The organism is Paenibacillus borealis (assembly GCF_000758665.1).
GTDB lineage: Bacteria > Bacillota > Bacilli > Paenibacillales > Paenibacillaceae > Paenibacillus_AQ > Paenibacillus_AQ borealis.
Genome location: NZ_CP009285.1, coordinates 3,462,964 through 3,484,405, shown reverse-complemented (window position 1 = coordinate 3,484,405; position 21,442 = coordinate 3,462,964). Strand labels below are relative to the sequence as shown.

Annotated in this window: 23 protein-coding genes; 2 read left to right on the top strand and 21 right to left on the bottom strand. The window is 50.7% G+C overall.

Annotated features, from left to right (window positions below; all coding sequences use genetic code 11):
* Positions 1-524: 524 nt before the first annotated feature.
* The 16 genes from PBOR_RS14455 to PBOR_RS14385 all read right to left on the bottom strand — a co-directional run bounded on the left by PBOR_RS14455 (position 525) and on the right by PBOR_RS14385 (position 10,970).
* Positions 525-1,199, bottom strand: coding sequence for a DUF4085 family protein (locus tag PBOR_RS14455; RefSeq protein WP_042212709.1), 675 nt, complete (start codon positions 1,197-1,199; stop codon positions 525-527).
* Positions 1,200-1,224: 25 nt separating this feature from the next.
* Positions 1,225-1,596, bottom strand: a complete 372-nt coding sequence (locus tag PBOR_RS14450; protein WP_052429480.1) for a hypothetical protein — start codon at positions 1,594-1,596, stop codon at positions 1,225-1,227.
* Between the two features lie 29 nt (positions 1,597-1,625).
* On the bottom strand, positions 1,626-2,174 hold the full coding sequence (locus tag PBOR_RS14445) for a GNAT family N-acetyltransferase (RefSeq protein ID WP_042212706.1): 549 nt from the start codon (positions 2,172-2,174) through the stop codon (positions 1,626-1,628).
* A 45-nt stretch (positions 2,175-2,219) separates the two neighbouring features.
* Positions 2,220-2,399, bottom strand: a complete 180-nt coding sequence (locus PBOR_RS14440; RefSeq protein WP_042212705.1) for a hypothetical protein — start codon at positions 2,397-2,399, stop codon at positions 2,220-2,222.
* Between the two features lie 402 nt (positions 2,400-2,801).
* On the bottom strand, positions 2,802-3,098 hold the full coding sequence (locus tag PBOR_RS14435) for a hypothetical protein (protein WP_157764036.1): 297 nt from the start codon (positions 3,096-3,098) through the stop codon (positions 2,802-2,804).
* A gap of 19 nt (positions 3,099-3,117) precedes the next feature.
* The gene (locus tag PBOR_RS14430) at positions 3,118-3,540 is read right to left on the bottom strand and encodes an Rrf2 family transcriptional regulator (protein WP_042212700.1); all 423 of its coding nucleotides are present in this window, start codon (positions 3,538-3,540) and stop codon (positions 3,118-3,120) included.
* Positions 3,541-3,602: 62 nt separating this feature from the next.
* Complete coding sequence (locus tag PBOR_RS38365) at positions 3,603-3,728, bottom strand: hypothetical protein (protein ID WP_281192307.1); 126 nt, start codon at positions 3,726-3,728, stop codon at positions 3,603-3,605.
* Positions 3,725-4,324: a DJ-1/PfpI family protein gene (locus PBOR_RS14425; RefSeq protein ID WP_042212697.1), complete on the bottom strand. Its 600-nt coding sequence runs from the start codon at positions 4,322-4,324 to the stop codon at positions 3,725-3,727. Before PBOR_RS14425 ends, PBOR_RS38365 begins: the two co-directional genes overlap by 4 nt.
* A 36-nt stretch (positions 4,325-4,360) precedes the next feature.
* Positions 4,361-4,681, bottom strand: a complete 321-nt coding sequence (locus tag PBOR_RS14420) for a carboxymuconolactone decarboxylase family protein (protein WP_042212695.1) — start codon at positions 4,679-4,681, stop codon at positions 4,361-4,363.
* Positions 4,682-4,781: 100 nt separating this feature from the next.
* Positions 4,782-5,528, bottom strand: a complete 747-nt coding sequence (gene map, locus PBOR_RS14415; protein ID WP_042212692.1) for a type I methionyl aminopeptidase — start codon at positions 5,526-5,528, stop codon at positions 4,782-4,784.
* 5 nt (positions 5,529-5,533) lie between these two features.
* Positions 5,534-6,310 (bottom strand): metallophosphoesterase family protein, encoded by a 777-nt coding sequence (locus PBOR_RS14410; protein WP_081972049.1) that lies wholly within the window; start codon positions 6,308-6,310, stop codon positions 5,534-5,536.
* A gap of 38 nt (positions 6,311-6,348) precedes the next feature.
* Positions 6,349-7,365: a YhfM domain-containing protein gene (locus PBOR_RS14405; protein ID WP_167549542.1), complete on the bottom strand. Its 1,017-nt coding sequence runs from the start codon at positions 7,363-7,365 to the stop codon at positions 6,349-6,351.
* A gap of 189 nt (positions 7,366-7,554) precedes the next feature.
* Complete coding sequence (locus PBOR_RS14400) at positions 7,555-8,184, bottom strand: SGNH/GDSL hydrolase family protein (protein WP_042212683.1); 630 nt, start codon at positions 8,182-8,184, stop codon at positions 7,555-7,557.
* 109 nt (positions 8,185-8,293) lie between these two features.
* Complete coding sequence (locus PBOR_RS14395; protein ID WP_245648181.1) at positions 8,294-9,112, bottom strand: alpha/beta fold hydrolase; 819 nt, start codon at positions 9,110-9,112, stop codon at positions 8,294-8,296.
* A gap of 202 nt (positions 9,113-9,314) precedes the next feature.
* Positions 9,315-10,493, bottom strand: coding sequence for an NAD(P)/FAD-dependent oxidoreductase (locus PBOR_RS14390; protein ID WP_042212679.1), 1,179 nt, complete (start codon positions 10,491-10,493; stop codon positions 9,315-9,317).
* Between the two features lie 39 nt (positions 10,494-10,532).
* On the bottom strand, positions 10,533-10,970 hold the full coding sequence (locus tag PBOR_RS14385; protein ID WP_042212678.1) for a helical membrane plugin domain-containing protein: 438 nt from the start codon (positions 10,968-10,970) through the stop codon (positions 10,533-10,535).
* A 325-nt stretch (positions 10,971-11,295) separates the two neighbouring features.
* On the opposite strand from PBOR_RS14385, the gene PBOR_RS14380 reads away from it, so the two are divergent.
* The gene (locus PBOR_RS14380) at positions 11,296-11,913 is read left to right on the top strand and encodes a nitroreductase family protein (RefSeq protein ID WP_042212676.1); all 618 of its coding nucleotides are present in this window, start codon (positions 11,296-11,298) and stop codon (positions 11,911-11,913) included.
* 106 nt (positions 11,914-12,019) lie between these two features.
* Here PBOR_RS14380 and PBOR_RS14375 read toward each other — a convergent pair whose 3' ends face one another.
* The 4 genes from PBOR_RS14375 to PBOR_RS14355 form a co-directional block, all read right to left on the bottom strand.
* The gene (locus PBOR_RS14375; RefSeq protein ID WP_042212674.1) at positions 12,020-12,643 is read right to left on the bottom strand and encodes a hypothetical protein; all 624 of its coding nucleotides are present in this window, start codon (positions 12,641-12,643) and stop codon (positions 12,020-12,022) included.
* A gap of 1,082 nt (positions 12,644-13,725) precedes the next feature.
* A complete protein-coding gene (locus tag PBOR_RS14365; protein WP_042212670.1) occupies positions 13,726-14,703 on the bottom strand; it encodes a hypothetical protein in 978 nt (325 codons plus the stop codon).
* A complete protein-coding gene (locus tag PBOR_RS14360) occupies positions 14,682-15,275 on the bottom strand; it encodes a sigma-70 family RNA polymerase sigma factor (protein ID WP_042212668.1) in 594 nt (197 codons plus the stop codon). Before PBOR_RS14360 ends, PBOR_RS14365 begins: the two co-directional genes overlap by 22 nt.
* Before the next feature lie 194 nt (positions 15,276-15,469).
* Positions 15,470-16,366 (bottom strand): LysR family transcriptional regulator, encoded by an 897-nt coding sequence (locus PBOR_RS14355; RefSeq protein ID WP_042212666.1) that lies wholly within the window; start codon positions 16,364-16,366, stop codon positions 15,470-15,472.
* Between the two features lie 390 nt (positions 16,367-16,756).
* Here PBOR_RS14355 and PBOR_RS14350 point away from each other — a divergent pair, with 390 nt between their 5' ends.
* Complete coding sequence (locus tag PBOR_RS14350; RefSeq protein ID WP_042212664.1) at positions 16,757-17,497, top strand: SDR family NAD(P)-dependent oxidoreductase; 741 nt, start codon at positions 16,757-16,759, stop codon at positions 17,495-17,497.
* A 127-nt stretch (positions 17,498-17,624) separates the two neighbouring features.
* Here PBOR_RS14350 and PBOR_RS35000 read toward each other — a convergent pair whose 3' ends face one another.
* Positions 17,625-21,290 carry a X2-like carbohydrate binding domain-containing protein gene (locus PBOR_RS35000; RefSeq protein WP_425415538.1) on the bottom strand — a complete coding sequence of 1,222 codons (3,666 nt, stop codon included), beginning with the start codon at positions 21,288-21,290 and terminating at the stop codon, positions 17,625-17,627.
* Between the last annotated feature and the right edge of the window lie 152 nt (positions 21,291-21,442).

Here is a 21,442-nt window from a genome sequence, read left to right as displayed (position 1 = left end):
CCTGATTAAAAGCTGATGGATAATGCAGAAAGACAAATCCTCCGGTGCCGTTCGTGCCCAGTGCTGCTTAGTGTTGACTGTTTATAAAATCTCCATTCAAGCCTGTAACTGTTTCCGTTACACATTAACTAACTTTAGTATAGTTGCACTCTATATGTTTGTCAATTACTTTTGAAAATCGTCCGGTGAGCGAATCACGCGGTAATCCAATAGTTAAATTATCTAACTGGTTAGATCAAAGTGATTTATCCCTTAAATTCCCCGTTCAGCCGACTTCCGGCGGAATCAGAGGACTTCATACCTCATTTGGTTGTCTACCTAATCAATCATTGGCACATTGTATTCGGTTTTTCACATACATTCGGTTCATCTACCCTACCATTGGCACATTGTATTCGGTTTTTCACATACATTCAGCTCATTTCTACGGATAAGCTCAAAGTTTCAATGAAACTTATCTACGACAGACGAAGATCATAATTTCCTATAAAAAAGCCCGGCCCATTGGCCAGGCTCCGAAGGAATCATCCGTAGTATTTGGGTTCACTAAGCTTTTCAAAAGATACATCCTGTGCAGTAATCCTAAGCTCACTTAGCGGCGGGTCCAGCAGAACCCGTAATTCAAACCCTTGTTCCACCGCATAAATTTCGGTATATAGCCAGTACATTCCCGTTAGGGATTCAGGCAGCTCCAACCTGTTCACCCTGGTGAAGGTTAGACTGATATCACACTGGTAATGCATGGCTCCGCTGCAGTCCAGAATGATCTCCACAACATCCTCCGACGGCACAGCATACGAAATCACCCTGGCATCATGGAGAGACTTCTCGACTAACTGAACAGCATTTACAGGGAGGTTGTGCTTAGTAGAAAGATACCCGCTGTAGTATTCATCATTCAGCCTCTTCATCCTGGCTTCGTATTCACTACACCATTGCTGCGCCTGCTCTTTGAACTCAGGTTCAGGATAAGAAGAATTGATCGTTCCGTCATGAATGGAGGGATGGAAGTAATCCGGAAGGTACTTCAGCAAATCCGCTTTCAGGTATTCCAGGAAATCCCTCGCCCTGTCCTCGTAGCTGATTCCTTCTGCAACATGCCACGCAACATCCTCCAGCCAATCCTGCTCCGTCTCAGGGAACACCATGAAGCCGCGCACCTGCATTTCTTCATACCAGGATTTTGTGTAAAATTTCATTTGGCGCTCCTTTACTCCCCAAGTCTCATCTATTGGTAATCTTCGTGCCCATATATACCCGTTTTTCAAGTGTCGCCTGCTGAACCCAGCTCTGTATTTCCAGATAGCTGAACAGGAACTTATCATCTACTTTGATATAAGGCAGCATCACGCCCTCGTAAGGCCCGTTATTGCTCAAAATCGAATTCTCCGCTTTGATAATATTGATTACCTGATCTTCACTGATCCGCAGAAGCTCCGCCGTCTCGGCAAGAGTCAGGAGTGGGTGGACTGCGCTCTGGCTCAGAACAGCCTGCTCACTGCCGGTTGTCCGGCCGTTGCTGATAAGCAGGCAGCCCGCCACAAACGAAAGGCCCAGAATCAGTGCGGCCCCCAGGATTGCAAATTGATTCTTCATGTACAATATCCCCTTACTCATATGTAAAATTAAGATTTAGAATTATAGGATATGAGCCAGCAGTCCCTCCATTCACCTTCATGCCACTCGTGCTCCGGCAAAAGCTTTTCGCGTACAAAACCATTCTTCTCGTACACTCTAAGCGCCCTGTGGTTCCGGCATTGCGGGTCCATGACAATGAGGCCGGCCTGCTCCACTTCGAGCAAATACTTCACCATCCCGCCTACCAATAGTGATCCGATGCCTCGATTCCACATCTGCGGCTCACCGATGAACTGATCCATGCCGTAGATCTTGCCTGCATAATCCGCATAACCATACTCTTCTTTCTCTTCCCTGCCCACAGGATAGAACTGGATATAACCTATGGGACGGTCTTTGAACTGTACAATCCCGCGGTTTATCTCATCCGCCTCATCCTCATAGAAATGTGCCTGCACCAGCGTCTGATCATGCGGACGGTCCCGGCCTTCGTAATACTCCAGCACTGCGGGATCGGAGAGCCACCGTACCAGCAGGGGTGCATCTTCCCTTTCCAGCCTCCGGACGTTCAGATCCCCGCTGTGAAACAGAATCATTAAGTAATCACTCCTTAGCGATCAGCTGCAGACAGCCCCCGTCCGCTACAGCCGCTTGTCTATAATATGCTTGTTGTCCTTGATCTCCTTGCGGAGCAGCCGGATTTCCTGAATTAATTCGTCCAGCTTGTAGGTCGCCCTGGATCCATCAATGGCCTTTCGGATAATCAGCATAAAGACCAGCAGCGACAGGAACCATATAATCAGTACTAAGAATATCATCATATCAGCGCCTCTTCTCCATTTATTGCAGCAAACCACACATGGTGTCAGTCTAAACCATCTGGAATAATGTGTAAAGACAACAGCGGCGATTTCCGGCAGCCGAAAAAAAAGGACCCTGCCGGTATCCGGCAGGGCCAAAGTCTATTATAAGGGGGTCATGTGATTAATATACAGGCTTAAGCTTAATGCCTGATGAAAAGAACATAAAGGTTTGCTGAAATTACAAAAAACGCAATAGGAGTCATAGACAAAGAGAAAGACCCTGCCGAGGCACGGCGGGGTCTTTCATAAATGTATCCACTGGGGGGTGGAGATCTTTAATATACTCCCCGAACCTTAAAAGTACATAAATGTCTGCTGAAAGTTTCCTTAAGTTTCTGTGGCAGTCTGCAGAATCTTACATCAAGGGCCGGTGCCGCTTGAGGCTGCATACCAGCCCAGCCAGCTTTTCTTCACATAGATATAGCTTCGTTCTGTATCTTCTGCATAGTACAGATCTCCGTACCTTGGATCATTCTTAATCCGCCCTTCTGTAACGTTGCCTGTAAATGCAGCTGCAGGATCACGGATCAACAGGCTCTTGCGTACAGCGAGTTCAGGTGTAGGAGAAGGGAAGATGAGCAGAACCAGCAGCACAAGGCCCAGCAACAGTGTTATATACAAAACTGCACCTTTTCGCTTTCGCTTAGAGTTTCGCATAACGCATTCCTCCTCTGCCTCACGAAACAGGAATTTGATGTACGATCTGATCCAGCGTAACCTCCTGCAGTACACTCTCCATTGCTTTCTGCGCAAGCGAGAACACGGGAACAATCGCCCCGGCGATGTTCTTGCCTACCGGACACTCGGGGTTCGGGTGCTCATGCACAGAGAACAACGAATCCTCCTCCACTGCATTAACCGCTTTGTAAATCTGCAGAAGCGTGATCTCAGCAGCACTGCGGGTAAGCTTCGCTCCGGCTACACCGGGGCGGACCTCCACCAGACCTGCTTTGCTCAGCATGCCTGTAAGCCGGCGGATGACAACCGGATTCGTATTGACGCTGCCGGCAATCCACTCGGAGGTGCTCTTACCGTCTTTGTTGCTGTCTATTAAAGTTAGAATATGAATAGCTACCGCAAACCGGGTGCTGATGTTCATGGAAATCTCTCCTTCGGCTGACCAGAATGCTTCCCGGCAGATGCAACAATAATAGTTACATTCTAGACAATTGTCAATCCTGCAACAAACAGGCTTAGCGCATACTCCAGCTCTTTGGATAATACGCGCAGATGTTCCGGATCAGCTTGTCTGTGATTGTCTGACAGCAGCTCATTCAGAAGTTTCAATGGTTTCCCTCATTAGAGTACATTACAATGCCTTGCGCGTCATAGGGATAGTCGATCTGCTGCTTCACGGCAGCCATTGCTTCGCGGCCGGCAAACAGTGATATCAGATATAACCCCAGATCAATTGAGGTGGAGACACCGCCTCCGGTAATAACATTCCCGTCCTGCACAATCCGGGCTTGGACCACTTCCCGGCAATAAGGCTCCAGCAGCGTATACGCCGGTGCATTTGTTGTGGCCCTGCGCCCCTCCAGCAATCCTGCAGCACCCAGCAGCAGGGCTCCTGTGCATACGGATACCAGATAAGGAACTCCGCTTGCTCCCCGAAGCCAGGAGATAAAGCTCTCGTCATGACGCAATCCCCTCGTCCCGAACCCGCCTGGTACAAATACCAGATCATATACCGATAAATCCGGCAGCACTTTACCGATTCTTACCGTAAGCCCCATTTCATCTCTGATTTCCCCGGCCGGACCGCAGATATCCCACTCCAGCCCTTCCCCTGCGGGGAACTGGCCCAGCCTGCAGATCACATCATAAAAACCCGCGAAATCCAGAAACGTAATGCCGTCAAACAGAATAAAAGCAATTTTCACACTACCCGCTCCTTCAATATCCGTCGTCCCGTGATTCTACTCGCTGTCGTAAGCCTGCAAAGCAACGGGCAAGGCCTGAATGACTACATTGCCTACAGCCGGAAGAGGCAGCAGGACTGCGCTGATAATCTCCTCCCGGGTAGCGCCGAGCGATTTGGCATGCTTAACATGAAAGGCCAGCCCGCTTTCCAGCCTAACCGCCGCGAGTACGGAGATATAGGCAATCTCTTCTGTTAGGGCATCAAGCGCACTTGCTGCATCCAGCTTATGCACAGCTTCCACCCAGGCTCGATGCTGCTCTGGTGCTTCCTTCATAAACGTCTTAAAAGCGTTGCTGACTTGCGGTACATTATCCATTCTCATTGTCCCTCTATTTGTAGGTGTAGGTTCGGAATAACAAAGAAAGTCCACCCTTATGAGGGCAGACCGTATCTGTATGTTCATGGATGCTAATCTCTTAGGCGCTGGTCAGAATAATCGGTTTGCCCTTAGTCACTACAATCGTATGCTCATACTGGGCAACGCGGCTGTTGTCCGCCACACTGAGCGTCCATCCGTCCGACTGCTGTTCTACAAAATCAGCACCCGTAGACAGGAAAGGCTCTATGGTAATGACCTGGCCTTCTTTCAGCACTGTGGTTACCCGCGGATTATAGAACGGCAGGATCTCATAAGGCTTCTCATGCAAAGATTTGCCGATGCCGTGGCTGCAGAGATTGCGCACAACCTTGTAGCCGCGCTTGCGCGCCTCCGATTCCATCACCCGGCCGATCTCGTTCACCTTCATCCCTGCTCTAAGGTGATTAATTACGCTCATCATTGTTTCTTCTGTACTCCGGCAAAGATGAACCAGCTTCTCATTATAAGGAGGCAGTTGAAAAGATACCCCTGCATCTCCGTAGTACCCGTTCAATTCAGCCGAGACATCAATATTGATTAAATCTCCGGCCTGGATCACCCGTTGTCCCGGAATTCCATGTGCCACCTCTTCATTAACGCTGATGCAGGTGGTGCCGGGAAAGTTATAGGTTATCTTAGGAGCAGATTTCGCGCCGAAAGCTTTCAGAATCTTCGCTCCCACATCGTCGAGCTCTGCAGTCGTCATTCCGGGAACTATACTTTTCTTCATCTCCGCGATGGTGTGGCCTACCACTTTACCGGCTGCTTTCAGTCCTTGCAAATCCTGTAGTGTCTCGCTCGTCATCCTGTTCACATTCCTCTCGTCTCTGATGATTCCCCGGTCATCCGTCCATAGCGGATGGCCACCGCATAATCAGGCCGCCCGGCCTCTTCCGCAAGATCCGCCGCCTTGTCCCAGTCGTATTCAACCAGCCTGTGGACAATACGCCAGCCGCCCGGTGAACCATTGTCTCTGATACACAAGCAATAACTGGCTAAGGGCGTGCCCGACTCCATAACATAGGGATATGGCAGTTTCTCCTCGTAGGCGGGCAGGCCTACACTTCCGGGATTCACCGCTTGCTTACCTTCCGGCAGCTCCAGCAAGTGGAACACATGGCTGTGCCCGCAAAAAACAATCCGCTCCTCTATCCTGTGCAGCTCCGCCGCCAATTGTTCCGCCGGCTTATAGGCCGGACCGACAGCTGGCGTAAGTTCCTCCAGCAGGTAATCGGCATTGCTCCACGGTGTTCCGTGACAGAACAATAATCCATCGTAGCTCCACGTTCCGCAGTGGCTTCGGATCCAGGTCTCTTCCTGTTCCCGGAGCAGCGGTTTAACATAACGGTAGGTGGGCGATGTGCCCGTCTCCTCCAGCAGATGCTCGTCACAATTCCCCATGATGTTGATCATTTCCTTGCGCTGCATCAGCAGTCCGGCAGTAGCCAGAGGATCTAGCGGCCCGAACAGGCTGTCGCCCAGATTGACGATAAGATCCGCCTTCAGATTGTCCAGGTCCTTAAGCACAGCTTCAAGTGCAAACAAGTTGCTATGTATATCGGAGATTACAGCGATTATATTGTACAATTGCAGGTCCTCCAATTCCTAATCTTCTCAGCTGCGGTTCATGGGGCCGCTTCCTGAAAGGCAGTTCCATCCCAGCGGTATACAGTCTCAATCTGCTTGCCAGGAGCGTTGTCATAATGGTCCGCCCGGAAACCGCCTTCGACAGTCTCCAGCTTGACGGAATACCGGTCAGGACTGCTGATAAACAGCCCGGATGCCGCACCCTTAATCTGCAATTCCTGGATCGAATGATCCGGTTTCAATGTAAACAGCTTGAACAATGATCCGTTCGAAGAACCATATTGGCCAATCGTAAAATCGGGATTACCGTCCCCGTTATAATCAGCGAACTGAATCTGGAACAAATCGCCGAAGCTTAATTCTTCAGTGAAATGTCGGCTCAGCGCGAACGTGCCCAGTGCTTCACCCTGTTCATCTGTAATGACCAGCCGGAATTGACCGCTCCAGCTCCGTCCTGCCAGCGGGGATGGGCTGGACCAATCCTCGCTGTAGCTGCCTTGCAGCAGCTGCAGGTTCAGGAATTCCTTGTTTCCTGTGACCGGAAACAAGGAATTGCGTGAGATCGTCACCGGACCTTGTGTCACTACCGATGCCTCATCCGCCTCGGACTTCGCGGCAGCAGCACTTCCCCCGCTGAAGATCAGCTTGCGCAGCTTATCGGCATTCTTGGCGGAGACAGTATAGCCTGTCCCGCTGCGCTCAGCGGATAGCAGCAGACCGGCGTTTCCCTCCTGCTCGCCTAAACCCAGAATAAATTCCTCTGTATAGCCGTCTCCGTACACCAGCTTCATGCGGAAGTCCGCATCGTAATCCAGCTCGCCCGCAATACGTTTGCTTGTATTCATGGCCGTAGCCATCGTCTTAATGAAATCGCCATCTTTGAAGATCCTGGACTCAAAGGGAGCCGTCTCCGCTTGGCTCTCTATAGAGTTATAGGTCAGATCAATTTCAGAAATCCATCTTGAATTAATGTAGCCGAAAGCATTCTGGCAGCCGCTTAATAGAACAACCAGAAGAACAGGCAGAATCAGCAGTAGCCGCCTTATGGGTTCCACCTCCACATCATTATGTATAGATCAAGTATAACAGCCTTCTTAAGCAGAGTGAAATTCATCTCTCTCCCGCAGCCGTCCGGAAGCCAAACCGTCCGCTCTGGTGTATGCCAAAAACCGGCCCGCTGAAGAGTCAGGAACCGGTCTGTGCAGTAACTTCAATATGTAGGGAGCAGCCAGCTATAATCCGCTTTAGCTTATAGCCCCCACAGCCTTCATCCAGGCTTCTGCGATCAGCGCATGGCCGGCAGGTGAAGGATGGACGCCATCTCCGGCCCAGAAGGCAGGTTCGGCCTTAACCGATGCAGCGGCGAACAATCCATCCAGAGGGACCAGCACAGCGCCATATTCACGGGCCAGCTCACGCACCACATGAATTTTCGGGTCCAGGTCCTTACGCCAGCCCTTACGGTCTTCCGGCACCGGCAGCACGAACGGCTCAACCAGCACCAGCTTGGCATCCAAACTCTGCTTAGCGCGTTCAATCAGATCACGGTAGGATGCCTCGAACTCAGCTGCTGTAGTCTCCTGCCCGGAATCGAACCAGCGCCAAGTATCATTAACACCGATATAGATCGACACCCAGGTCGGCTTAAGCTCCAGACAATCCCTGTCCCAGCGTTCCTGCAAATCCACAGCGCGGTTGCCGCTGATGCCGCGGTTGATGAAGGTAAGGTTCTTCTCCGGATACTGCAGCCCAAGACGGGCGCCTGCCATCAGCGCATAACCTACACCAAGCGATGAAGCGTCTGCGTAATTGCGGCCGCAATCCGTAATACTGTCACCCTGGAACAGGATGATATCGTTCTTTTGAAATGGCATGCCTGAAATCCTCCTATGAAAACATCTGTAATAGTATAAACATATTCATTATAACAAATAGGTTTTCCTGCGAATACGTTTTCATTACATATTTACGGATTAAACCTGTTCACTGCTCTAAGCGCTTCCGCAGGGCTGTATTCAGAAGTTGGTTGGAATGAGCTTGTACCATCCCAATAATTTCATCAATGACGAGTCCAGGCTCGTCGTGATGGACATAATGACCGCTGCTTCCGGCGATCACCTGCCTGCTGGCCGCAGACAATTCCAGAAACTCTGCCTGGTTCTTCTGCTCAATCTCAAGTATCGCTTGTGCCGGCCAGTCTGATGCCGCTTCATCCGCAAGTCCCCTCGTGATCACAGACAGCGGAAGGTTGCCGGGCATGGAAGCTCTGGCAGCAGAAATCTGTTTATAGCTCTGCATCTTGTCGATCCGCTCACGATTAAGCGAAGGGTTCAGCAGGTAAGCCCGGTTCGCCGCAACATGCTGTGGGGGCAGCGCCCGCTCATAAGTAAGCTCCTTATATTCGCCTGCGGCATCTATCAGCACAAGTCCTGCTGTCCGGTCAGGATAGCAGCAAGCGAAGAGCCTGGCTACCAGCCCGCCAAAGGAATGACCGACGAGAATATATGGCGCCTTAATACCCAGCAGCGAAAGCAGCCGGTACAGTTCATCCACCAGATCCTGACAGGAACGCGGTCCGGGTACTCCCGGGCTGTTCCCGGTGCCTGCTCTGTCATAAGCCAGGGTTGAGGCATGCTGCGCAATACTCTCCTGCACACCGGTCCAGGAATCGCACCCGTCACCCAATCCGGATATAAATATAACGGCCGGCGCACTGTAGGCAGAATATTTATAAAACAATCCGCGGCCCTGGCCGTCCGTCTGAACCTCCATCCAATTGCAGATAAACCCGTTTCGAATCATCTTCTCCTCCTGAGGCCGTGTAAAAAGTTCATATACAGGCTATGCACCTCATTTAGATTAAATCGCCTTCCAGTAATTTACTATGTAATTTCACACAGCTCTCCCTCATTGAAAAAAATCCCCCTCAACTGCCTGGAGGCGGTTGAAGGGGATTATCAGCTGCATGGAAGCAGCTTGGAATGGATTAGCTGGATATAAAGGATTAATAAGCCAGGCTGAATAACCCGTGAATATGAGTCAAATACCGGATATTGCTGGCTTCCTTCATCAGCGTTGCCGGCAGACCTTTCAGCGGTGTGGAATTGCCGCCGACAATCGCCACCCCGTCTCTGCGTCCCAGACTGGCAAGTGTTCCGGAATTCACCGGGCTGAATGTCTCGGAAGCTTTATCGTTCAGATAAGCATACAGATTGTATCCAATCAGTTCACCCATCTGCCAGGCGATCTGTGCCGTTGGCGGATACGGACGGCCGTCCGGCGCGAAGACAACCGCACTGTCACCGGCTACAAACACATTCTGGTGTGAAGTGGATTGCAGGAATTCATTCACGGTTGCGCGGCCGCGGTTCACTTCAAGCCCGGACTCACCGATCAGCGGGTTACCCTGCACGCCGCCGGTCCAGACGAAGGTATTCGCCACAATCTGGCGGCCGTCCTTCAGGTCAATGGTATTACCGGCCACGTTCGTAACGGGAAGACCCGTCAGGAACTGAACCCCCCGTTTCTCGAGGCTGGTTGTAGCGCGCTCAATCAGATGATCCGGCAGGACCGGAAGAATCTTCGGTCCGGCTTCTACGAGCAGCAGCTGAATTTCTGCAGGATTCACTCCATATTTCTTAGTCAGCTTAGGCAGCACATCGGCAATTTCACCAACCAGCTCAACACCTGTCAAGCCGCCCCCGCCGATCAGGATGGTTGCATCAGCCGCGTTGCGGCTTTTGGCATATTCACGGATCCGGTCTTCAATATGTCCGTGAATCCGCAGGGCATCTGCCGCCGATTTCAGCACCATGCTATATTCTTCAAGTCCCGGAATGCCGAAATAAGCCGTTGTGCTGCCCAGACCGACTACAAGGGCATCATAGGTCAGCATTACCCCGTCCGAGAGAATGACCTGCTTGTTCTCCACCGAGAACGAATTAACCTTGGCAATTTTCAGATCGATATCCTTACCGGCAAACAGCTTCGCCAGCGGCATGGCAACTGCCTGTTCAGAAGCGCTGCCGGCTGCAAGACGGTGGAGTTCTGTAATGATCTGATGTGTGGGATACTGATTAACCACTGTAACTCTGGCTTCAGCTTTGCTCATATATTTGCGCACGGTCAGAGCACTCAGCAGACCGCCGTAACCTGCACCTAGAATGACTATATGTTTTGACATAATAATTCCTCCGTCCTTACGATTAAGAGTTGACAATAATTATTTACCGGATTGCCGTTCACCGCTGACCTGCAGGTATGCATTCATGAAACGGAGTACGTTCTGTACCTGAGGGTCCTTGATCATTTTCATCATGCCAAACAGGCTGACCGTTTCACTGCTTGCATCCGCGCGGTCTTTCGCTTCAATAACCGTAGCCGCCAGATTCTTGACAGAGCCTACCACAGGACCCGCCATCTCTTTGATTGCGCCTACCGTATCACTTTTGAGTACTTCATCCGATGCAACCGACTGTACGAAATCAACTGATTTGGTCAATGCACTGACCAGCTGTGTAATCTGCGGGAGCTGCTCCACCAGAAGAATTAGGGATTCCTGAACTTCAGGCTTCAGAAGCTGATTCAGAATATCCTCTTTGGGAAGGGATGCTGCGGGTATTTCTTGTTCAGAAGGGATTTGAGTAATTGTTTCTGACATAACGAAGTCTCCTTTACAATGGCGTTGCTGCTTAAAAATAGTCATCCTTAAAAACTATGTGACTATTATAACACTCTGTTTGTTATAAATGTCACAATCTTATTGGCTTTATAGCCTTATTTTGTGATTAAAATCACTTCTTTTCTTCCGTTTTCATATTTTATCGACTATTTGAACTTAAATTCACAATTTATTGTTGTATAATCATTGACGAACGCTTGCGGTTGTGATATTTTAAGCAAGTAACTTAATGTAAGTTTATTTATTAATATCAGCTATTGATTATTACTAACCAACATACATATCACAATGGAGGTAATTATTTATGAGTACTTTTTCAGAATTGGTTCAGTCCCGCAGATCGGCTATGAATTTCGTAGAAGGGGTAAAAATCCCGCAGAATGAGCTTGAAGAGATGTTCTCACTGGCACGGCTGGCTCCCTCAGCCTTCAACCTGCAGCATGCCCACTACAAAGTCATCAGCGACGACACTGTGAAGGAAGAAATCCGCAAAGGCGCATACGGCCAGTACAAAATCCACACCGCGTCGGCTGTCATCGTCGTGCTGGGTGACAAAAACGCCTACCAGCAGGCTCCGGAAATCTATAGCGGGCTTAAAATGCTGGGTGCCATGAGCGAAGAGGATTACGACCGCACCATTCAATCCATCAATGACTCTTATACCGGAAAGGATGCTTTCCAGCGTGATGAGGCGATCCGCAATGCTTCCTTGTCGGCTATGCAGTTCATGCTGATTGCCAAGGACAAGGGCTGGGATACCTGCCCGATGATCGGTTTCGATCCGGAAGCGGTGAAGGCCACCCTCGGGCTCGGCGACAATTTCGTTCCGGTAATGCTGATTACGATCGGCAAAGACAATAAGCACAAAATTAGACCACGCGGCTACCGCAAGCCGGTTAATGAGTTTGTAGAGTTCATCTGAGCTTAAACCTGGGCCACTGGTTCACAACAACAAAAAGGTCTTCCGGTTAAGCAACCGGAGGACCTTTTTTGTTGTGATTGTATAGGACAGATCTTCAATCAGATGTTCATCTGGCATAATGTAAAATAGCCGCTGCCGCGCGTTCCCGGCGCTCCGCATCGGGACTGTGCAGGGCAGCCTTCAGAACAGCCAGCGCCTCAGCAATTGTTGCTTCATCCACACGGGCCGGAGAATGAACAGCTTCTCCATCGCCAGCAGAGGAATCTGCAAGCCACAAATCCATTCTTGCTGCAGGCAGCACTCCTGAATACCGGGTAACTTCCTTATCTGAAGCAAGCAGTGCTTGTACTGCAGAATTCACACCACTGCGGGGCAGACTCTTCAGCCAGGTTACTCCGCGCCGATGCGCGGTTCCGCCCTTCATGTTCTCTTCCCGGCCATCATAGAAATAATCACCCAGATCGCCAAGGTATACCCATTCCTCATCCGCAATCAGCACATAATCCCCGTCCTGCATCACGTTGACGAAGGCGTCGAGACTGCTGAGAGCCTCTTCCAGCTCCTGCTCCTGATAAGCTCCGGATGCAGCCAGCGTGCTGCGGATATCCTCTCTTCCGCTGGTCTCCAGATCTCCAACAACGGGATCTCCCGCACATACATAATTATCCTCCAGAAAGGACTTGATTAACCCGCAGCGGGTTCCTTCAAGCTTCACAGCAAACAAATTCATCCTTTTCTTCCTCCTTCAAGTGCCCGGATGCCTGAACCGCAACATAACAATCAGTAAATTATACAGCAACCGGAAATACTTTTGCTGTCCTTTTTTAGACAGCACCGTTACAGATACAAATTTGCCCTGCAGATGAATCAAGCTAGAGATTGTGAAGCTTAGCAATTGCACATTTCCTCACCTGAGCTTGGCGGGTTCATGAACTCATCAGCTCGTGAGGAGGACTGACATTCCGTTAATGTCCTGAAACACCTTGTTTCAGTGCTTGAAAGAACAAGATAAAGGATTCTCAGTCCGAATCATCCTGATCAAGAGGCTTCTTTGGCGAAATAAGGGCCTCTCAGTCCACTTCAGCAAGAAATCCGCTTCGATGTACCGGCAGCCAGTCAGCGGATTGACACTGCCGATAACGATTCAGAGTATTTATACCTATTTGCAGGGACTCGGTAACGTTGGATCAAGTTTAGAGTGAACAACTATTGCTCGGGATCATTTATTGTGTGCAGCAGGATAAGATCCTCCTCATAAAAAACTAAGGATACGGAAGAATAATAGCGCTTACATGACTTTTCGGCGGGAAACAACCACAAATTTGAAGTATCCGCCTTTTTACGGCTGCGGTGAATCCCGGTATAATACAGGTATCAGCTCAAGGAACCATACACTGTGGTAAGAACATATGCTGGGGCAGAATCTCCGGCAGTCCTCTTAAGCAGCTGTACTCCCTGAGATCTGAGACTATATCTTTGATCCTGGCGTTAAAGCTTTCAATCCATCCCTACACGAAATGGTATGAGCTTCTTAAAGCTCAAAAGCCCACAATCAATCCTATCGTGATCAGCGGATGAATTAGAGAAGAATTAATGGGCAGGATAGGCAAATTGACTGCCGCCTCGGACGATTTCTACCCGGCTGAGTACAAAGGATAGGATAAGGAGTCTGAGAAGAACATGGGTATAGTGGTTATAGTATAAACCTCTATTGTTGATGAATTTATCAGCAGTAGAGGTTTATATGTGTTATAGGGGGATTTATTTTAGTTATTGCGGGACAAGCATGCAATTGAACTTGGCATAGCTGCTTTAGCGAAGCCCTTCGGCAACTTTAAGCAGAGTCTCTTTGGATACCTCCGGTGATTCTGTGCTTACTTCATGCAGAATGTTCCATCCGTTAGTTTCCCCTAGCTCGATCCACTGGATATAAGCATAATAGTTATTTGGGTTCCCATAAGCTTCTTTATTCACAATATATAAAGCATCTAAAGATCCAACCTTCATCTCCTCAACCGTAGTAGCCGCTGCAAAATTTGCTGTGAGCTGCGCTTCAAGTCCGCTAGGCGTATACTTAACCACAATTGCATCACTTTTTCCTCTTGGACCCTCATATATGAGCTGCGGACTTACAGTCTTAGCTATTCTATTAGGAGTATTGAAGCTCTTGATCCAGGCATAATCCTCACCGGGCTTGACCCTTTTCGAGAGGACATTGGTGTATTTCTTTACCCAGGAGTTGTCTATAATCCCAAGCTGACTGTCAGACATCGCTCCTGTAAAATGATACCCTTCCGGCAGACTCCCCGGTACGGCAAGCGCTCCTGTAATCGGCTCGGTTGCCACCTTCCAGCTCTCTATATCGGAGAACAGCTGCGGACGGTTCACCTTAAACAGGTCATATCCCCCTTCGGGCAGTGACACATACAGGAAGGCGGATTCATTCACAGCCAGTTTAGTCTGAATGTCTTCAACAAGCAGCTTCACGTGCTCACCGTATTCATTGGATTCAGTATAGTCCGAATGAACAATCACCTCTATTCCAGTAGAACCATATGTAACGGCCCATAACCTTTCCGCACCATAAACCGCGCCTCCAAACAGCATTATTCCGCAGAGAACAACCGCTATCCTTGCAGTGCCGCGAATATGTCTTTTGGTTTTCCGTTTGTTTTGGAATTTGAAGTACTGATCAAAGCTTGCGGAAATCTGTGTCTCCAGCTGTTTTGGCATAACCACATCCTGCTTAAAAGTGAAAATTTCCCGTTTCAATTGACTTTCGACAGGCATGTATAGTCCCCCTTCATCTCATCTTCCTCTGTAAATACGGCATGCTGCCGCAGCTTGCGCATTGCCTTGTGATGCCTGGATTTAGCGGTACCCAACGGGATTTCAAGGGCTGTGGCGATCTCGTCAAAGCTACATTCCCCATAGTAGCGCAGAACAATCACACTGCGCAGCTTAGGAGGAAGCCCAGCCACCAGCTGAAGCAGCTCACCCCGCTGTTCCTGCTCAATGAGCGGTGTATCCGCCCCCGGTAACAACACCTCTGACGCATTCTCCCTGCTGCGGATCTGGATGCGCAGCCTGCGCCAGCTTCTCCGGCTCCAGTTGCTGCATTGCCGTACAATCATTCCGTTCAGCCATGCCCCGAAGGGCCGATTCCTGTCATACTGCGGAAGACAGCGGAACAATTCTATGTAGATTTCATTCACTACATCGGCCACATCACCCTGCCGGTCAACAAGCAGACAGACTGTCCCGTACACCTGCTGTTTGATACTGTCATGCACAGCAGTAAAAGCATCCTTATCTCCCTCTTTCAGCCTTTGCAGACAGCCATGCAGCTCTTCCTCGGTCATCCGTCTCTCTCCTTTCTGTCTTGGTCTTCACTCTATATTGGTCCGCTGCGGGACAAAGGTTCCCTTTGAGTACAATAAATTCAATCCTTGCACAAAAAGAAACGGCCGCCCATGAATTTCGTCATGAACAACCGGATATGGAAATAAAGTATAGTTGTCACAAACCGTTCTTATCAGCTCTTATTAGTTCTATTCTACATATGCACAGGTACCCCCAACTCGCGCTTCAAAAATTGATATATTTGTAAGCTGGCCCCCCTCAGCGGGTAATCCGCTGTTCTGCAGGCGATTCCGCAGCTCATATCCACCGCTGGTCCTGACAGCTTCCGCACCACTGTACCAGCCGGGAGAGGCTGCAACGTAATCTCAGGTACAAAAGCCATTCCAATGCCGTTCTCCACATAGAATTTCAAGGCGGACATGCTGCCGATTTCCATGGTGTTCAGCGGAGGGCCGGCTGCTTCCTGCAGAATGCTCTCCAGCTTCTTGCGGTAAGGACAATCCGCTGCCGTAATGAGCAGACGGTGTCCGCGGAGCCGGTCCGCAGTAATCTGCGTCTTTTTCACCAGCGGATGCTCCTCCGGCAGCAGCAATACGAACGCCTCCGTGAAAAGCGGCTCGAAATGCAGCTCCGTCCCCAGCTGCGGGGCCGAACACAGAATCATATCGAGTTCCCCGCGAAGCAGACGCTCACTGAGCACAGCTGTGCCGGCAATGTCTATAGATAGGCTGATCCGGGGAAAGAGCTCCATGAACTGGCTCATAAGCAGCGGCAGCCGGTAACTGGCAGTCGGATCGGTTGCACCGATGCGGACACTCCCTGCTCCTCCCGACTGCAGATCAGCAAGACTGCTCTGCAGCCGCTCCATGTCTTTCACAATCTGCAGGCTCTGCTCATGGAACAGCCGGCCGGCTTCCGTCAGGATCACCTGCTGTTTGCCGCGCTCCAGCAGCTGTACGCCCAGCTCCGCTTCGAGCTTCTGGATCTGCATCGTTACCGTGGACTGGGCATAGCTGAGCTCTTCGGCTGCGCGGATAAAGCTTCCTGTGCTTACAATAGTCTGAAAGGTTTTTAATGTTTTGAAGTCCATTTATGATAACCTCTTTCCAGCTTAAGATCGTTCTTCATTGCACTTTGTACAATAGAATTTGCGTTATCCGGCGCTAAAACCGGTTCTATTGTATTTCATACAATTGATTTCCGGATTTCAGCCCAAAGTCAACGATTCCACTGAATTCTACTGTACAGAGTGCAATAGATTCTATTTTTCGGCGGATTATAGAGCCATCTGTTGTACAAAGTGCAATAGAAATAAAGCACATGCTTTAGGATTCAATAAAATTGAACTGAATATTCAATTCATTCAATTATACAAAACCATACATACTGAATACAATTGTATACAAGGATATTCAATACTTAAAAAGGACATTCAATACTTAACAAGAAAATTTAATAATTAAGTCAGGAGCGGATAAGGATGGATCTGAGAGGTAAAGTCGCAATAGTAACAGGCGGAGGCACGGGCATCGGGCGGGCAACCAGCCTTCAGCTTGCCGGTCATGGCGTAAAGGTTGCCGTAAATTATTCCCGTTCGGAAGCGGAAGCCCGGGAAACGGTTAATTGGATCATAGCGCAGGGCGGGCAAGCCATTGCAGTACAAGCTGATGTATCAGAAGATCCGCAGGTCCGGGCTATGGTTGAACAGGTTGTTCAAACTTATGGCACGGTGGATCTGCTGGTGAATAATGCCAGCATCACGCAGCATATTCCTATGGATGATCTGGAGGCAGTCACCCCCGAGGTGTGGGATGAATTATACGGTGTGAATGTCAAAGGTATGTTCTTCTGCGCCCGGGCAGCCGCCCCCTATATGAAGTCAAGCGGACAAGGAGCCATCGTCAACCTTGGAAGTATTGCCGGAAATACGGGTGCCGGTTCATCACTTCCTTACGCTGTGTCCAAAGCGGCAGTTCACGGCTTGACCCGGTCACTAGCCAAAGCTCTCGCCCCTGACATCAGGGTCAACTGTGTTGCCCCTGGAGCCGTAGCGACACGCTGGTGGGCAGGCCGGGAAGCGCAGATGCACAAGCTCGCACCGAACCTGCTGCTGCAGAGCATTGCTGCGCCGGAGGATATCGCCCGCTTCATTTGCTCCGCACTCGCTCAGGAAGCTATGACCGGGCAGATCATTACCGTCGACAGCGGGCAGACTTTATAGCCGTTACAGCGCTGGCAGATTCATTCTACACGCAGCAAGCAGCCCCCTCATCCGCTATAATGCGGAGAGGGGGCTGTCTGTTAGAAACTGTTCAAAACTCTGCTACTCTATTCACCTGAACTCTTAATTAAGAAGGTTCATTCCCCCATACCAGGCTGCCGGAGATATAGGCCGGAATATTAGCCCAATCCGCATAAGCTGTGCCCGCTGCGTTAAAGGAATAATCTCCGGTCTGGGTATAATTGCTCCAGTCCGACTTGGAAGCACGCAGCTGAATGTCTATGCTTGCTCCGGCCGCAAGTGAACCTGCATCCCCTGTAAAGCCCAGCTCTAAGTAATAATCGGCTCCGGTCTTGGCTGCCGGAAGTTTCACGAACGACCCGGTCACATTCGTGCTGCCAACCTGCGACCAGTCACAGAAGAAGCTCTGGGTCTGCTCACCGTCAATGGTGTAATAATATCTGATCTTGACATCGGCCAGCGAAATAGCAGCCGTTCCGGTATTCATCAGTTTAATCTTCGGGCTCAGTGTATTAGCCGCAGCCGCTGTACTGCTGTTATACATCTGTACTTTCAGGCCACCAGCAGCAGGTGCCGTTGTATCCACTACCGCAACAGCTAAGGCTTGCGCCGCTCCGGCGCTGAAATTGAAGCTCAGCGTTGTCGTACCCACCGCCTGCGCTGCCAGATACGCCTTGCTGATCGTGACAACCGAACCGCTCACACTGTAATCCGTTCCCGCTGTCAACGCTGCCGCACCGTTCTTAATCGAGGTTAGCGTGTTCCCGTTCAGCGTCAGCGTCACGGCGATATCCGCCTGATTCGCCGTCTTCTTATCGAAGCTGGCACTGACCGGCGTAATCACAGAATTGCTGGCCGGTGTTGTTGTATCCACTACCGCAACAGCCAGACTCTGCGCCGCTCCGGCGCTGAAATTGAAGCTCAGCGTTGTCGTACCCACCGCCTGCGCTGCCAGGTATGCTTTCTTGATCGTGACTGCCGATCCGCTCACACTATAATCCGTTCCGGCGGTCAACGTTGCCGCGCCGTTCTTAATCGTGCTTAACGTGTTCCCGTTCAGCGTCATCGTCACGGCGATATCCGCCTGATTCGCTGCCTTCTTATCGAAGCTGGCGCTGACCGGCGTAATCACAGAATTGCTGGCCGGTGTTGTCGTGTCCACTACCGCAACAGCCAAGGTCTGCGCTGCTCCGGCGCTGAAATTGAAGCTCAGCGTTGTCGTCCCCACCGCCTGCGCTGCCAGGTATGCTTTCTTGATCGTGACTGCCGATCCGCTCACACTATAATCCGTTCCGGCGGTCAATGTTGCCGCGCCGTTCTTAATCGTGCTTAACGTATTCCCGTTCAGCGTCATCGTTACGGCGATATCCGCCTGATTCGCTGCCTTCTTATCGAAGCTCGCGCTCACCGGGGTGATCGTTGAGCCTGCCGCCGGAGGATTTACCGGATCGGCGTATAAGGTACCCCGGCCATTGGTTCCCAGATATACGCGTCCGTAAATGCGCGGATCTCCAGTGATGGCCATGTTGATTTTGGCATACTGATGGGCATTGTCATTGATCCGCACCCAGCTGGCCCCGGCATTATCGGAGCGGAAGACACCTCGGACACCGTCGATCTGGGCTACTGTATAGAGTGCCATATAGCTCTGGCCCGGTGCGGCCTTACCGAATCCGATAAGGTCAGCCTCATCAACATTGGCCAGCTTGGTGAAGCTTGCACCTGAATTGACAGAGTGCCATAAGCCATATTTGTTCTCAACCGTATTGCCGCCGGCAAACCAGATATCGCCTTCGATGCCCGGCATCGCTTTGATGCTGATCTGGGCCTGATTCGGCTGCAGATTGCCGACATTATTGGTCGGGAAGCCTGTTGCTCCCGTAGCCGTGAACGTTGCTCCGCCATCCGTACTAACGTAGAAGGTTCCCGCATAGAAGGCATAGAATTTATTCGCATTCACCCGGTCAGAAGCAATCTTGGCCCCGGCAGGCACACCGTTGCTGGCTGTCCAGGAATTACCGGATGACTTGGAATAATACACGCCAATATCCGAGGTGCTCCACAGAATAGAGTTGCCGCTGGCGGATACGGCTACCTGGCCTTGCCCGGCAGTCGTCTTAGTCCCGTTCGAGGGTTCCGCATTCGGCATATACCAGTTCGTGCCCCCGTCATTGGAGATCCCGACCGACTTCATACTCGGGGACTTCTCCTTGTCCGCACCGCCAACACGCACTACATAAGACGGGCTTAATTCGGCATAATCAATGCCCGTTGTGGTTGCCCAGGAAGGACTTGTCTGGAACTTGGCCGGTGCTACAGTTACATCATCATACCGGAAGCCGGACACATCCCCGAGTGCGGTAATGAGATGTGCTCCGGATGGAGGACTGATCAGCCCCAGCACGGCTGTCTCTTCTACTCCTTTTGCCATCACGGAGATATTAACTTTTCCGCCGGTATCCCAGGCGCCTAAATTATTTGAACCATAGATGGTCGCACCCGTACCGTACATCATCCGGTTGGAGTTGAACGGATCAATCTCCAGATCCCCCATCATCCAGCCCAGCTTCGGCGAGGGATCAAGGGAGGTGGAAGTTACTCCATGGTCAAGCCATGGGGCAGCCGTGATATCCATCGCGAATTTATAGGTCCGTTCCGGATAATTGCCCCAATCCCAAATCCGGCTCCAGGTTGCCCCGCCGTTGGTGCTGCGGAAGATGACCTCATCCGGCCACCAGGCATTCAGACTGGAGACCATCACGGTATCAGGATGCTGCGCATCTACAGCAAGACCGCCGAATCCGTACCAGTTATCGGTTCCTGTGGAAGGACTGATGTTCGTCCATACCCCGCTTGTTTTGTTCCATTTCCAGACCTCGCCCTTACTTCCGTCATACGGTCCAACGCCATTGCTGTAAGTAATGTACAGATCCCCTGTAGAAGACAGTACACCATGATGCGGCAGATAACCTACAGGCTGGCCGGGCAGTGCACTCCAGGTGGCTCCCCCGTCCGTGCTGCGGTAGACACTGCTTGCTGTGTCCGCTACTCCCACATAAATCGTCTGGGTAGCGTTCCCGGAGGTACCTGTGCTTTTGTCAAAAGTAATCCAGGATAAGCCCACCAGATCATTGCCGTAATCAAGCGTCGGATTCTGAATATATGTCCCCACATTAGGGAAGGAGCTGACCTTGGACCAGGTGATCCCGGAGTCGGTGCTCTTCCACAGGCCGTTCCCGCTGCGTGCCCCGAAGAACAGGATGCTGTTCTTATTGGGGTCAATCACCAGCCGTTCCCCGGCCGAACGTCCGGGCATATTGCCGCCAACCTTGAACGGAAGCGGTGTTGTCTGCCACGTATTCCCCCTGTCGCTGGAGCGCATAATTTGTCCATTATCGTCCCATGAGTTCGTGTAAGTGCCGGTCGCCATATACACCTTGTCCGGATTGACCGGATCGGTAGCCAGCGCATCCACGCCATTCTTGTTCCAGTCCACCCAGCCGACGGAATCGCTGATCGATGTCCAGCTGCCGGATGCCTGATTCCAGCGGTAGGCACCGCCGATATCCGTCCGCGCATAGATCAGATTCGGTTCGGTCTGGTTAAAAATAATGCCCGGAACAAACCCTCCGCCCGCACCGGTAACCACGCTGTTCCAGTTGTAGGCTTCACTTGCTGCGGCATGAGATACTGCGGGAGAAACGGTAAACAATGAGCAGGGCATTGCAGCCAGCAGGACAACCATTCCCATTCTTCGGATACGTTTTCGAATCACGGTTCTAACCTCCCATGTTCTTTCTTTGATAACGCTTTCATTATAGTGCGTAAACTATCTGTGCCGTGAGGGAAAACGGTCGAATTTATATGAAAACTGTCAGCAATTATCGTACCATTTTCACTCTTTTTATTACTATTTTAACAATA

Excerpts from the sequence above, each read along its gene's own strand:
- PBOR_RS14455 (WP_042212709.1), bottom strand. The coding sequence starts at position 1,199 with ATGAAATTTTACACAAAATCCTGGTATGAAGAAATGCAGGTGCGCGGC.
- PBOR_RS14450 (WP_052429480.1), bottom strand. The coding sequence starts at position 1,596 with ATGAAGAATCAATTTGCAATCCTGGGGGCCGCACTGATTCTGGGCCTT.
- PBOR_RS14445 (WP_042212706.1), bottom strand. The coding sequence starts at position 2,174 with ATGATTCTGTTTCACAGCGGGGATCTGAACGTCCGGAGGCTGGAAAGG.
- PBOR_RS14440 (WP_042212705.1), bottom strand. The coding sequence starts at position 2,399 with ATGATGATATTCTTAGTACTGATTATATGGTTCCTGTCGCTGCTGGTC.
- PBOR_RS14435 (WP_157764036.1), bottom strand. The coding sequence starts at position 3,098 with ATGCGAAACTCTAAGCGAAAGCGAAAAGGTGCAGTTTTGTATATAACA.
- PBOR_RS14430 (WP_042212700.1), bottom strand. The coding sequence starts at position 3,540 with ATGAACATCAGCACCCGGTTTGCGGTAGCTATTCATATTCTAACTTTA.
- PBOR_RS14420 (WP_042212695.1), bottom strand. The coding sequence starts at position 4,681 with ATGGATAATGTACCGCAAGTCAGCAACGCTTTTAAGACGTTTATGAAG.
- map (WP_042212692.1), bottom strand. The coding sequence starts at position 5,528 with ATGACGAGCGAGACACTACAGGATTTGCAAGGACTGAAAGCAGCCGGT.
- PBOR_RS14400 (WP_042212683.1), bottom strand. The coding sequence starts at position 8,184 with ATGCCATTTCAAAAGAACGATATCATCCTGTTCCAGGGTGACAGTATT.
- PBOR_RS14395 (WP_245648181.1), bottom strand. The coding sequence starts at position 9,112 with ATGATTCGAAACGGGTTTATCTGCAATTGGATGGAGGTTCAGACGGAC.
- PBOR_RS14390 (WP_042212679.1), bottom strand. The coding sequence starts at position 10,493 with ATGTCAAAACATATAGTCATTCTAGGTGCAGGTTACGGCGGTCTGCTG.
- PBOR_RS14385 (WP_042212678.1), bottom strand. The coding sequence starts at position 10,970 with ATGTCAGAAACAATTACTCAAATCCCTTCTGAACAAGAAATACCCGCA.
- PBOR_RS14380 (WP_042212676.1), top strand. The coding sequence starts at position 11,296 with ATGAGTACTTTTTCAGAATTGGTTCAGTCCCGCAGATCGGCTATGAAT.
- PBOR_RS14375 (WP_042212674.1), bottom strand. The coding sequence starts at position 12,643 with ATGAATTTGTTTGCTGTGAAGCTTGAAGGAACCCGCTGCGGGTTAATC.
- PBOR_RS14365 (WP_042212670.1), bottom strand. The coding sequence starts at position 14,703 with ATGCCTGTCGAAAGTCAATTGAAACGGGAAATTTTCACTTTTAAGCAG.
- PBOR_RS14360 (WP_042212668.1), bottom strand. The coding sequence starts at position 15,275 with ATGACCGAGGAAGAGCTGCATGGCTGTCTGCAAAGGCTGAAAGAGGGA.
- PBOR_RS14355 (WP_042212666.1), bottom strand. The coding sequence starts at position 16,366 with ATGGACTTCAAAACATTAAAAACCTTTCAGACTATTGTAAGCACAGGA.
- PBOR_RS14350 (WP_042212664.1), top strand. The coding sequence starts at position 16,757 with ATGGATCTGAGAGGTAAAGTCGCAATAGTAACAGGCGGAGGCACGGGC.